General features: G+C 39.9%; 11 protein-coding genes. 9 read left to right on the forward strand and 2 right to left on the reverse strand.

Annotated features, from left to right (window positions below; genetic code table 11):
* Positions 1-5 precede the first annotated feature (5 nt).
* The 3 genes from mutS to MLOOGBEN_RS06745 all read left to right on the forward strand — a co-directional run bounded on the left by mutS (position 6) and on the right by MLOOGBEN_RS06745 (position 5,072).
* Complete coding sequence (mutS, locus tag MLOOGBEN_RS06735; protein ID WP_179157485.1) at positions 6-2,600, forward strand: DNA mismatch repair protein MutS; 2,595 nt, start codon at positions 6-8, stop codon at positions 2,598-2,600.
* A 20-nt stretch (positions 2,601-2,620) separates the two neighbouring features.
* Entirely contained in the window at positions 2,621-4,501 is a 1,881-nt protein-coding gene (gene mutL / locus MLOOGBEN_RS06740) for a DNA mismatch repair endonuclease MutL (RefSeq protein ID WP_179157486.1), read from the forward strand.
* 118 nt (positions 4,502-4,619) lie between these two features.
* A complete protein-coding gene (locus MLOOGBEN_RS06745) occupies positions 4,620-5,072 on the forward strand; it encodes a hypothetical protein (protein ID WP_179157487.1) in 453 nt (150 codons plus the stop codon).
* A 656-nt stretch (positions 5,073-5,728) separates the two neighbouring features.
* Here the strand turns inward: MLOOGBEN_RS06745 and mreBH are convergent.
* Entirely contained in the window at positions 5,729-6,736 is a 1,008-nt protein-coding gene (mreBH, locus tag MLOOGBEN_RS06750) for a rod-share determining protein MreBH (protein WP_179157488.1), read from the reverse strand.
* A gap of 329 nt (positions 6,737-7,065) precedes the next feature.
* Here mreBH and miaA point away from each other — a divergent pair, with 329 nt between their 5' ends.
* The 3 genes from miaA (at position 7,066) to spoVK (ending at position 9,353) form a co-directional block, all read left to right on the forward strand.
* A complete protein-coding gene (gene miaA, locus MLOOGBEN_RS06755; RefSeq protein ID WP_179157489.1) occupies positions 7,066-8,022 on the forward strand; it encodes a tRNA (adenosine(37)-N6)-dimethylallyltransferase MiaA in 957 nt (318 codons plus the stop codon).
* A gap of 26 nt (positions 8,023-8,048) precedes the next feature.
* Positions 8,049-8,279, forward strand: coding sequence for an RNA chaperone Hfq (hfq, locus tag MLOOGBEN_RS06760; RefSeq protein ID WP_034672853.1), 231 nt, complete (start codon positions 8,049-8,051; stop codon positions 8,277-8,279).
* Between the two features lie 123 nt (positions 8,280-8,402).
* On the forward strand, positions 8,403-9,353 hold the full coding sequence (gene spoVK / locus MLOOGBEN_RS06765; protein WP_179157490.1) for a stage V sporulation protein K: 951 nt from the start codon (positions 8,403-8,405) through the stop codon (positions 9,351-9,353).
* Between the two features lie 33 nt (positions 9,354-9,386).
* Here spoVK and MLOOGBEN_RS06770 read toward each other — a convergent pair whose 3' ends face one another.
* Positions 9,387-9,992, reverse strand: a complete 606-nt coding sequence (locus MLOOGBEN_RS06770) for a trimeric intracellular cation channel family protein (protein WP_179157491.1) — start codon at positions 9,990-9,992, stop codon at positions 9,387-9,389.
* A gap of 169 nt (positions 9,993-10,161) precedes the next feature.
* On the opposite strand from MLOOGBEN_RS06770, the gene hflX reads away from it, so the two are divergent.
* The 3 genes from hflX to MLOOGBEN_RS06785 all read left to right on the forward strand — a co-directional run bounded on the left by hflX (position 10,162) and on the right by MLOOGBEN_RS06785 (position 13,252).
* Positions 10,162-11,430 carry a GTPase HflX gene (gene hflX, locus MLOOGBEN_RS06775; protein WP_179157619.1) on the forward strand — a complete coding sequence of 423 codons (1,269 nt, stop codon included), beginning with the start codon at positions 10,162-10,164 and terminating at the stop codon, positions 11,428-11,430.
* 4 nt (positions 11,431-11,434) lie between these two features.
* The gene (locus MLOOGBEN_RS06780; protein ID WP_179157492.1) at positions 11,435-12,706 is read left to right on the forward strand and encodes a methionine gamma-lyase family protein; all 1,272 of its coding nucleotides are present in this window, start codon (positions 11,435-11,437) and stop codon (positions 12,704-12,706) included.
* A 144-nt stretch (positions 12,707-12,850) separates the two neighbouring features.
* Positions 12,851-13,252, forward strand: a complete 402-nt coding sequence (locus MLOOGBEN_RS06785; RefSeq protein ID WP_179157493.1) for a MerR family transcriptional regulator — start codon at positions 12,851-12,853, stop codon at positions 13,250-13,252.
* Positions 13,253-13,359: the final 107 nt, after the last annotated feature.

Here is a 13,359-nt window from a genome sequence, read left to right on the forward strand (position 1 = left end):
TCATTATGGCTGGTTATACGCCGATGATACAGCAATACTTAACCGTGAAGGCAGATTATCAAGATGCCTTTTTATTTTTTCGCCTTGGCGATTTTTATGAAATGTTTTTTGATGATGCGATCAAAGCATCCCAAGAATTAGAGATTACCTTAACGAGCCGTGAAGGTGGCAGTGAGGACCGAATCCCAATGTGCGGGGTTCCTTATCATTCTGCCCCTAACTATATTGAACAGCTTATTTCAAAGGGCTATAAAGTAGCCATTTGCGAGCAAATGGAAGACGCCAAGCTAACAAAAGGCATGGTCAGACGGGAAGTTGTCCAGCTTATTACACCTGGAACGGTAATGGAAGGTAAGTCATTATCAGATAAAGAAAATAACTATATTGCCTCCATTTCTTGTTTTGAAGATCAAACATTTGGATTTGCTTATACGGATCTTTCAACAGGTGAAAGCAAGGTTACCCAGCTCTCATCCAACTTTGATGAAGTGTTAAATGAACTAGCCGTATTAAGCTCCAAGGAAGTGGTTGTCGCAAACGACTTCGATGCTGAATTACAGAAGAAAATGCGTGAACGTGATGTCCTCGCCATTTCATTCGAAGATAATAGTTCAGTAGATATGAATTTTTCACATCTATTAGATAATCTCAATCAAGATAAACTAAAACAAAGTGCAGCCAGGCTGTTTCATTATTTATATCGTTCACAAAAGAGAAGCCTTGACCACCTCCAACCGGTGACAACCTATCAAATCCATCAATATATGAAAATTGATTACTACTCTAAACGGAATCTTGAATTAACGGAGACAATACGTTCAAAAGGAAAGAAAGGTTCTCTGCTTTGGCTTCTTGATGAAACGATGACTGCCATGGGCGGCAGGACGCTGAAAACCTGGATTGACCGCCCATTAATTTCTCGTAAGGACATTGAACAACGTCAAACTATTGTGGAAGTTCTAATGAACAAGTATTTTGAACGCCAGGAGCTTCGCGAAAAGTTGACAGAAGTATATGATCTGGAGAGGCTTGCTGGCCGTGTTGCTTTTGGTAACGTAAACGCCCGTGACCTTGTCCAATTAAAACGATCATTAATGCAGATTCCTTTCTTAAAACAAATTCTCTTTGGCATGGAGAATGAAGAAGTAAATAACATTGCTGAATCACTCGATCCTTGCGAGGAGGTTACTGACCTTTTAGAACAAGCAATTGTGGAGAATCCACCGCTTTCGTTAAAAGAAGGAAATATGATTCGTGACGGATACAATGAACAGTTAGATCAATACCGTTATGCAAGCCGAAACGGGAAAACATGGATTGCGCAGCTTGAGCGTGAAGAGCGCGAAAAGACAGGGATTAAATCCTTGAAAATCGGTTATAACCGTGTATTTGGCTATTATATAGAGGTAACGAGATCAAACCTGCATCTTTTAACAGAAGGGCAATATGAGCGAAAGCAGACTTTATCAAATGCAGAACGTTTTATTACCCCTGAGTTAAAAGAAAAAGAAGAGCTAATTTTACAAGCAGAGGAAAAAAGCGGTGAACTTGAGTATCAGCTTTTTACTGAAATTCGCGAGATTGTAAAAGAACATATCCCGCGCCTGCAGGCTGCAGCAAAAGCGGTTAGTGAGCTGGATGTCCTTCAATGCTTTGCGCAGGTGAGTGAAGAGCGTCGTTATGTAAAACCGAAATTTTCTACAGAGGGTAAAGTTGTCCTAAAGGAAGGCAGACATCCCGTCGTTGAAAAAGTATTGAATGCGCAGGAATATGTAGCGAATGACTGCTTTATGGATCATGAGCGAGAGGTTCTTCTTATCACAGGTCCAAACATGAGTGGTAAAAGTACGTACATGCGCCAAATTGCTTTAACTGCCATTTTGGCACAAATCGGATGTTATGTACCTGCAGATGAAGCGGTGCTGCCAATTTTTGATCAAGTATTTACTAGAATTGGGGCAGCGGATGATTTGATATCTGGACAAAGTACATTCATGGTTGAGATGCTTGAAGCTAGAAATGCCTTGACCAACGCTACACAAAACAGTTTGATTCTATTTGATGAAATCGGCCGCGGGACCTCGACCTATGATGGTATGGCTCTGGCCCAGGCTATTATTGAGTATATTCATAAACACATTGGTGCGAAAACACTATTTTCAACTCATTATCATGAATTAACAGTCCTTGAAGACGAGCTTGAAAAATTAAAGAACATTCATGTTAGTGCAATTGAACATAATGGAAAGCTGGTCTTTCTCCATAAAATTAAAGAAGGACCAACAGATAAGAGTTATGGAATTCATGTAGCGCAGCTAGCTGAGCTTCCGAAGGAACTAATCAATCGTGCTAACGAAATTTTATCAGCACTAGAAAAACCAGATGTACAACCTGTTGCTGTTAAGAGTACAGTAAAGGAAATAAAGGAGCAGCCATCACAGCTGTCATTCTTTGATGAACCGAAAGAACAGAAGAAACAAGAGCTTTCTTCAAAAGAAAAGAAAGTTACCGATAAAATGAAAGAGCTTGATCTACTAGATATAACACCGCTTCAAGCGATTAATCTGTTGTACGAGCTTCAGAAAAAGCTAAAAGGCTAAAGTTATAGGAGGTGACTGGTATGGGTAAGATTATCCAATTAGATGATGCACTATCCAATAAAATTGCAGCGGGTGAAGTAGTTGAACGTCCAGCCTCGGTTGTAAAAGAGTTAGTAGAGAATGCAATTGACGCAGGCAGTACGGTTATTGAAATTGAAGTAGAAGAAGCAGGCCTGGCGAAAATTCGAATCACGGATAATGGCAATGGAATCGAAGAAGAAGACGTCTTACTCGCCTTCCAACGTCATGCGACTAGTAAAATAAAAAATGAAAATGACTTGTTTCGTATCAAGACTCTCGGCTTTCGCGGGGAAGCTCTGCCCAGTATCGCATCCGTTTCAAGGCTGGAGATGAAAACCTCAACGGGTGAGGGCGCAGGAAATCGAGTAGTCATTGAAGGCGGTAAGGTTGAGGTTTTTGAGAAATCTTCGAGCAGGCGCGGAACGGACCTAACGATATCTGATTTATTTTTTAACACACCAGCACGCCTAAAGTATATGAAAACCATTCATACAGAGCTCGGAAATATTACCGATGTGGTGAATCGACTGGCTCTCTCTCATCCAGAGGTTGCCTTCCGCTTAATTCATAACGAACGTAAACTGCTGCAAACGAACGGTAATGGAGATGTCCGCCAAGTGCTGGCGTCTATCTATGGAATGGCAATTGCCAAACAGCTTGTGCCGGTTTCTGGGGAGTCGCTTGATTACAAGATTAGTGGATATGCCTCGATGCCTGAGGTAACTAGAGCATCTAGAAACTATATTTCTACGATGATCAATGGTCGTTTTATTAAAAATTATGCTCTAGCCAAAGCGATTCAGGAAGGGTACCATACGTTACTTCCTATAGGAAGATTTCCGATAGTTCTCCTTAATATTGAGATGGACCCATTATTGGTGGATGTCAATGTGCACCCATCCAAAATGGAGGTTCGTATTAGTAAGGAAGCAGAACTAAATGAACTGGTCACTGAAATTATCAAATATGCATTTAAATCGAAGGTATTGATTCCAACTGCATATACGCAAGAGAAAAAAGAGATTCCGAAGTCTGAGCAAACCACATTGGTTCTTGATGAAAGGACCAGTCCAGTTCCCGAGAGAAAAGAAATAAAATGGGATTCATCTTTTGTTTCGAATACCATTCAGGAAACCGTACCGGCTCTTGATGTGAAAGGGGAACCAATGATTCCTAGAGAGGTTGAGGAAGAGGTAACCATACCAAATAGCTGGGAATACACTCCACCACCTGTGATGGAATCAAATGAAATAGATGTAGAAACTGAATCAAGTGAGGATGCCGACCAAATGGAAAGCCGGATTCCAAGGTTATATCCAATTGGTCAAATGCATGGTACTTATATCTTTGCTCAAAATGAAAATGGTTTATATATTATTGATCAGCATGCGGCACAGGAACGATTGAAGTATGAGTATTTCCGTGAAAAAGTTGGTCAAGTCCATTCGGAGCTGCAGGAATTACTTGTTCCGATCACTCTGGATTATTCCACGGACGAATACTTGAAAATTAATGAAAACCGTTTGGAATTAGAAAAGGTTGGGGTATTCCTTGAGGAATTTGGAATGAACGGCTATATCGTTCGCTCGCATCCACAATGGTTCCCTATAGGGGATGAAAAACAACTGATTGAAGAAATGATTGAGCAGCTGCTTTCGATGAAAAAAGTCGATATTAAAAAACTTCGTGAAGAAGCAGCGATCATGATGAGTTGTAAAGCTTCGATTAAAGCCAATCGCCATTTACGGAATGATGAAATCCAGGCATTGCTCGATGATTTAAGAAAAGCTTCTGATCCGTTTACCTGTCCACACGGAAGACCAATAATTGTCCATTATTCGTCATATGAGATGGAGAAAATGTTTAAACGAGTTATGTAGGGTGCTCTCTTTTATAAAGAGGCACTCTTTTTTTGAAAAATATAATAATAAGGACTTACCTTTGTTTGTATTTTGGTGTAAAATTACACTATAAGAGAGATGTGAAGGAGGTGGGAGTGTGTTTGTTTTTGGTCTCTTAAGTACTTTTTTACCGATCGTTATTATTATTTTTGTAATCGTCTACGCTGCGAAAAATAAAGAAATGGGGGGAGAGAAAGTGATACGTCATCTTTATACGTATTTAGTTCTGTTTGCAACACTTATGATGGTGATTGGGGGAGGAATCTCAATTTTTATGGCTGCGGCTGATTTAGTAAGCCCACCAGGTTATTATCAAAACTTTGAAGATTTTAAGCAGGTATATCATGATAAGAAAGTTCCAACTGAGGAAAGTCAAAGCTTAACAGATCCTGAAGTTCGTGAAAGATATGATCAAATGGTAAAAGATGAAAAGAACCGGGCAAGAGAAAATGCGAAAAATCAAATTATTAAAAGCTTAGGTTTTATCGTTATCCCACTTCCGATATTCCTATACTTCAATAATATGAGAAAACGTCAGAGTGATATTTAGGCATGGGTACTACGAGTTATCTGGAGTGACCGAAGTTTATTCATAAAAAGCAATTGGGTCAATGCAGGTGGTCTGGAGTGACCGAAGAGCATTCAGAAAAAGCATTTGGGTAAATGCAGGCAGGCTGGAGTGACCGAAGTGCATTCAGAAAAAGCATATGGGTCAATGCAGGCAGGCTGGAGTGACCGAAGTGCATTCAGAAAAAGCATATGGGTCAATGCAGGTAGCTTGGAGTGACCGAAGAGGATTCATAAAAAGCGCTAGGGTAAATGCAGGCAGCTTGGAGTGACCGAAGAGCATTCAGAAAAAGCATTTGGGTAAATGCAGGTGGTCTGGAGTGACCGAAGAGCATTCAGAAAAAGTAATTGGGTAAATGCAGGTGGTCTGGAGTGACCGAAGTGCATTCATAAAAAGCATATGGGTAAATGCAGGCAGCTTGGAGTGACCGAAGAGCATTCATAAAAAGCATATGGGTAAATGCAGGCAGCTTGGAGTGACCGAAGAGCATTCATAAAAAGCATTTGGGTAAATGCAGGCAGGCTGGAGTGACTGTAGCGCATTCATTAAAAGCATTTGGGGCATTGCAAGTAGCCCGAAGTTACTAAAAAACTGATAAAATAGCAAAAGAGTGCTAAAAATAGCACTCTTTTTTCAATCTATCTCACTGTTGCAGGGAGCTTATGCATATATTTTAGGGCTTGTCCTGTACCGATTGCCACGGATTCGAGCGGATTCGGGGCTAATTGTACAGGAACAAAAATTTCCTTACTTAGCCATTCTTCCATACCCTTCATCAATGCGCCGCCACCCGTTAGAATCACACCACGGTCGACGATGTCGCCGCTCAGTTCCGCTGGGCAGTCCTCTAGTGTTGCGCGGATCGCTTCTAATATATGAGATAACGATTCTTTCAAAGCATTCCTAATTTCATAGGATGATAGGGTAACCGTCTTTGGTAATCCTGTCACAAGGTCACGACCGCGTACTTCCATGTGTAGCTCTTCGTGATCGACCAACGCATAACCAATTTCCATTTTAATATTTTCAGCTGTTCTGTCGCCAATCAAGACATTATACTCCTTGCGGACATACTGAATGATCTCTTCATCGAGACGGTCTCCGCCAATTTTAATGGAATGACAGGACACAACACCCCCGAATGAGATAATCGCTACCTCAGTATTACCCCCGCCAATATCAACAACTACATTGGCTACCGGCTCATCAACAGGCATTCCGGCACCAATCGCAGCTGCAACCGGTTCTTCGATTAACTGGATTTTTTTTGCGCCGGCATTTCTCACGGCGTCTTGAATAGCTCTTCTTTCTACACTTGTTGAACCGGAAGGTGTACAAATCACAACATTTGGCTTACGAAGGGCAAAACCGACGGATTTAGAGGCTTTACGCATGATATGCTTCAGTAGCTCCGTTGTAAGGTCATAATCAGCAATGACGCCTTCCTTTAATGGTCGGATTGCCATGATCTTCTCAGGCGTTTTTCCAATCATTTCTTTTGCTTCCATGCCAAAAGCTACAACCTTTTTTGTTTCTGTATCAATGGCCACCACAGAAGGTTCGTTTACAGCGATTCCTTTGTTTTTGCTATAAACCAATATATTTGCTGTTCCTAAGTCGATTCCAATCTCAAAGTTTGATAACATTTACTCCACCTAATTTCCCTATTTTTCGACAACTTGCCATTTGACTAGTCATCTTTCTACAAAATAAGCTACGATTAAGCCTACCACGAACTTGGGGGTAAGAAGGTGTTTGTAAATGAATCGTTATAGGAATGTAAAGTTGTAAAGTAAATTTATTAGTTGGGCTAAAACTGTAATAATTAAAATCCTTGTCAAAATGATGCATAGAAAAGTTATTTTTTGATTATACTTATTTGATGTTCAACTGCTTTTAAAATATATGTTAGGATGTTAGTATGGCATGGTTCTGAGTCACGTGTAAATAATGAAAAAAGGGCAGTGTGAAAATATTGGATTTAAAACAGAAATTATTAGTCATTATTGGTCCAACTGCAGTTGGAAAAACAAAGCTAAGCATAGAACTGGCTAAACGTTATAATGGCGAAATTATCAGCGGCGATTCCATGCAGATTTACCTGGGCATGGATATCGGAACTGCAAAAATAAAAGTCGAGGAAATGGAGGGGATTCCCCACCATTTGATTGATATTAAAGAGCCGGATGAAGGTTTTTCAGCAGCGGAATTCCAACAGCTTGTACGAACGAAAATATCCGAAATTACCTCGAAAGGTAAGCTTCCTATCATTGTCGGGGGGACTGGGCTTTATATTCAAGCCGTCATTTATGATTATCAGTTTTCAGAGGCACCTGCAGATGAGGCATTTCGTTTGCAACTTGAAGAGAGGGCAAAAGAAATTGGAAATGAGGCGCTGCATCTTGAATTAACAAAGATAGATCCTGAAAGTGCAAGCCAAATTCACCCAAATAATGTGAGAAGAGTTATAAGGGCACTTGAAATTTATCATTGTACTGGTAAGATTATGAGTGAATATCAAATGAATCAGCAGCCTGACCTTCTTTACGAAACCGCTCTTATCGGTTTAACTATGGATAGGGAAAATCTTTACGAACGGATTAATACTCGTGTTGAGATAATGATATCCGAAGGGCTCCTCGAAGAAGTCTCTGCCTTATACAAGCAGGGAGTCAGAGGTTGTCAATCCATTCAAGCGATTGGCTACAAAGAAATCTATGATTACTTAGATGGAAAGGTTAGTTATCATGACGCCATTGAAAGTTTAAAACAAAATTCAAGGCGGTATGCAAAAAGACAACTAACTTGGTTTCGTAACAAAATGGATGTAGAATGGTTTGACATGACAAATGTCTCAGATTTGTCAAAAAAAATTAACGAAATTTCACAGTACGTTGAAGGAAAGCTACAAGTAAAATCGAATACATATTAGTAGAGATAAAAGAGGAGGATATACAAATGAAAACCACCATCAACATTCAGGACCAATTTTTAAACCAGTGCCGCAAGGATAATACCCATGTAACGGTATTTTTATTAAACGGATTCCAATTGAGAGGCCAAATTAAAGGCTTTGATAATTTTACGGTTCTTTTTGAATCAGAAGGAAAACAGCAATTGGTATACAAGCATGCCATTTCAACCTTTGCGCCGCAAAGAAATGTTCAGCTTGACCTTGATGCGCAATAACCTGTACCAATGACCTGAGCCCATGAAATCTATGGGCTCTTTTTTATTTTTATAATGAAAAGGTAATTAGATGAATACACATAAATGAAGGAGTATTGCGTTGCAGAATGAGAGGTGAAGGCTTTGGACCAACCGATTCGCATGAAGAGTAATGGACAAATAACAGTATCGCTCAACTCCCAAAAGAGGAAGTCATTGACGAAAGAGCTTCCTGTTCCTCAAGTTGTTCCAAAGGTTATACCCCCGGAGCACGCCGCGTTAAAAGAAATCGAAGACGAGCTCGGGGCATTAGTAGGTATGGAAGAAATGAAACGAATGATAAAAGAAATTTATGCATGGATATTCGTGAATAAAAAACGGGAAGAAGTGGGGATGAAGGCAAGAAAGCAAGCCCTTCATATGATGTTTAAAGGCAATCCGGGGACAGGGAAAACGACCGTTGCCAGATTAATTGGCAAGCTCTTTTTAAAAATGAACGTACTGACTAAGGGGCACCTAATTGAGGCTGAACGAGCCGACCTTGTGGGGGAATATATTGGTCATACGGCTCAAAAAACCCGGGACTTAATTAAAAAAGCACAGGGTGGAATATTGTTCATTGATGAAGCCTATTCATTAGGCCGCGGCGGAGAAAAGGATTTCGGAAAAGAAGCGATTGATACTTTAGTTAAGCATATGGAAGACAAACAGCATGAATTTATCCTCATTTTGGCAGGATATTCTCGGGAGATGGATTATTTCTTAACCTTAAATCCTGGGCTGCACTCCCGGTTTCCATTAGTCATCGATTTTCCGAATTATACAATTGATCAATTGATGGAAATTTCTGCCCGGATGCTGGAGGAACGGGAATATAGCTTGAGCCATGGTGCAGAGAAAAAACTGAAGGATCATTTAATTTGGGTGAAATCCGTGCTTAATCCCAATAGCTTTTCGAATGGCAGATATGTCCGGAATATTATTGAAAAATCTATTCGCGCTCAAGCGATGCGGCTTTTATTGCAGAATAGCTTCGACAAGCATGAATTAATGACACTTCGAAGTAATGATTTAGTTTTCGAAGAAGACTCATAAAAAAATCGGCGGACATTTAATGCCGCCGATTTTTTAATGTGCTCCAAGTCTCCTAGCAGGAAGCTTCCAACTAAACGTATAGGAAAGTACCCTTAGTGCAGTAATAAGTGCAAATAGCGTGTACAACTCCCACGGACTTGACGCTATTTTTAATCCAATCATTAGACCAGCAACAATAGCCCAAACGGCATAAATTTCCGATCGTAATACAATCGGTTTTCTGCCTGCTAATAAATCACGAATAATCCCTCCGCCAATTCCCGTTAAGACAGCTGCCACAATAACAGCACTAATCGGACGGTCCATATTCGCTGCGTAAATAGCACCCTGAATCGCAAAAGCAGACAAGCCAATGGCGTCGAAGAGATTACCCCATCTTTGCCAATGCCGCAACAAATTTGCTGGAAACAAAAATACAGCCGTGATCGATAAAAGGGCAAATTGGAAGAACAACCCTTGATCCCACAAAGCAGAAACCGGGACCCCAATAAGTAAATTTCGTATGGCGCCGCCACCGAAAGCAGTGACAATTCCTAAAATATAAACACCTAATATATCATACTCTTCTTCCATAGCGACAATGGCACCGCTAACAGCAAAAGCAATTGTACCAATAATACTTAAAACATCCCATGTCATATTGTCCGGTTTCTCCTCGAAGTGAAATACATATATTTTTAAATATTCAACAAACAATATGATTTTAACACGGTGGTGTAATTAATCAACAAATATTTTCAAAAATTAGGGTAAAATCATCTTTTTTGGTATGATGAGGAAAGGAAAAATGATGAAAGCAGGTGTTGGTATGGAACAAGAAGTAAGCTTAGAAAAAGCAATCTTAGTTGGCTGCCAAACGCAAACATTAGATGATAGCAGGTTCCAATATTCCATGGAGGAGCTTGCTTCCTTAACTGAAACAGCTAAGGGTGAAGTTCTAATGACGGTTGTTCAAAAACGAGAGCGTATCCATTCAGCATTATATATAGGAAAAGGAAAAGTAGAAGAACTGAAAGCTCTCGTAGATGAGGTAGAAGCGGACCTAGTCATTTTTAACGATGAACTATCCCCCAGCCAAAAACGAAATCTTTCTTCTGAGTTAAATGCTCGTATTATCGACCGGACTCAGCTAATTTTAGATATATTTGCACAAAGAGCAAGGTCTAAAGAGGGCAAGCTTCAGGTTGAACTAGCACAGCTCCATTATTTACTGCCTCGTCTTGCTGGCCAAGGCACAGCCTTATCAAGGTTAGGAGCAGGTATTGGGACAAGAGGACCTGGGGAAACAAAGCTCGAATCAGACCGCCGGCATATTCGTCGAAGAATTGATGAAATTAAGAGTCAGCTTGCTGTAATTGTGCAGCACCGAGAGCGTTACCGAGAAAGAAGAAAGAAAAACAAAACCTTCCAAATTGCGATTGTTGGCTATACAAATGCCGGCAAATCAACACTCTTTAACCGACTGTCTGAAGCGGATTCGTTTGAGGAGAATCAACTTTTTGCAACATTGGATCCAATGACACGAAAATTGATTTTACCAAGTGGGTTCCAAACATTAATTACAGATACCGTTGGATTCATTCAAGACCTTCCAACTGCACTGATTGCTGCTTTCCGTTCAACGCTTGAAGAGGTTAAGGAAGCAGACCTCCTTTTGCATGTTGTCGATATGTCAAATGCAGACTATTTCCAACATGAAAAAACAGTTAATAAGCTGCTTGAAGATTTGGAAGTTAAAGACATCCCGCAAATTACTGTCTATAATAAGAGGGATATTAAACATCCGGACTTTGTGCCAACGACAAGCACGCCTCTCATCTTTATTAGTGCCTATGATAAAGAGGATCGCAATGAACTAAAAAGAAAAATTGAAAAGGTCAGTATTGAAATGATGGATCAATATCAAGTTAGTATACCTTCAACAGAGGGGAAACTGCTGGCACAATTAAAGAATGAGACGATTGTAAGAGAACTAGTCTTTGATGAAGAAAAAGAATTTTATCAATGCAGAGGATTTTCTCTTCCAAATCAACAAATTTCCGGGCAATTACAGAAATACAAAATGAGAATGGAGTAACAGCATGTTTCAACAGTTAAAAAATGGGGAAAAGCTTCAACAAATTGTAAAAGATATTGAACAACAAATTGCATCCGTACATAAAGAGATAGACGAGAGAATTGAAACAAATCAATTTCATGTATTGAGAAGTTACCAAAAGCATAGGGTGAGTGATTCGCACTTTATGCCATCCACTGGGTATGGATATGATGATATCGGAAGGGATACATTGGAGTTAATTTATGCCGATGTTTTTGGTGCGGAAGCAGGACTTGTACGACCGCAAATTATCTCGGGAACGCATGCGATTTCCATTGCGTTATTTGGTATCCTTCGACCTGGAGATGAACTTCTCTATATCACTGGAAAACCATATGATACCCTGGAAGAAATTGTAGGGATTCGCGGTAATGGAGTGGGTTCTCTAAAGGAGTTTGGCATATCTTATGATAGTGTCGCACTGACAGATGAAGGAACGATAAATTGGGGGTTGGTAGCTGAAAAAATCAAACCCAAAACAAAAATGATAGGAATACAGCGTTCAAAAGGTTATGCAACTAGACCATCATATACTGTCTCCCAAATCAAAGAGATGATATCTTTTGTAAAAGAAATCAAAGAGGATGTCGTCGTTTTTGTAGATAACTGTTATGGAGAATTTGTCGAAGAATTGGAGCCTTGCCATGTAGGTGCCGATTTAATGGCAGGTTCGCTGATTAAAAATCCGGGCGGGGGAATGGCGAAAACAGGTGGATATATTGTAGGAAAAAAACAATATGTTGAAGCCTGTTCGTATCGAATGACCTCTCCAGGTATTGGAGCAGAGGCGGGAGCCTCCTTATATAGTCTTCAAGAAATGTATCAAGGGTTCTTCTTGGCGCCGCATGTAGTGGGACAAGCCTTAAAAGGAGCCGTTTTTACAGCTGCACTTCTTGAAAAACTAGGGATGAATTCATCCCCTAAATGGGATTCAAGTCGAACGGATTTAATTCAATCAGTTCAATTTGATGATAAGGATAAAATGATTGCTTTCTGCCAAGCGATACAATTTGCTTCACCAATTAATTCACATGTGACGGCCTATCCAGCCTATATGCCGGGTTACGAGGATGATGTGATTATGGCTGCTGGAACATTTATTCAGGGTGCAAGTATTGAGCTGACAGCTGATGGGCCGATTCGACCACCATATGTTGCCTATGTTCAAGGAGGATTAACCTACTCTCATGTGAAAATGGCGGTTTGTATTGCGGTTGACTCTTTAATTGAAAAAGATTTGATTGAATTAAACTGAGGAATTATACAAAGGATAACTTCATAAAGTTGTCCTTTTATTTTTTGTAAAAAACCATGTTAGAAAACCTAACATAGGATTGACATCTTTTCTAACACGAAATATAATAACAATATAAATTAGCAAAAAGAGAGGAGAAATTGAATGAGTGGAAAGGAAATACGCCGCTCAATGCCACTATTCCCAATCGGAACGGTCATGCAGCTAACAGAATTAACAGCTAGACAAATCCGATACTATGAAGAGCATCAATTGATTTCTCCAGCAAGAACTGATGGGAATAGAAGACTATTTAGTTTAAATGATATTGATAGTCTATTAGAAATTAAGGATTTAATTGATCAAGGAGTGAATATGGCTGGTATAAAACAGCTCTTCCTTATCAAACAGCAACAAGTGAATGTGCTTCAGGAACAGGCTGAAAAAGCCAAGCAAGATTTGACGGATGACCAGCTGCGAAATCTTCTAAGACATGAATTACAGCAAGCTGGCAGATTTAATCGTTCGTCTTTAAGGCAAGGGGATATGTCACGATTTTTCCATTAGGTTAATTTTCTGAATTTGTTCCTAAATCCGATTTTACCATGGAACAAACTTTGATTGTGCTTGAAATTAAGTTTGCAAGCTCATTTCTGACAGAAAAAAGCCTTTAT

Source organism: Bacillus sp. EB106-08-02-XG196 (assembly GCF_013396335.1).
Classification (GTDB): Bacteria; Bacillota; Bacilli; order Bacillales; family Cytobacillaceae; genus Neobacillus.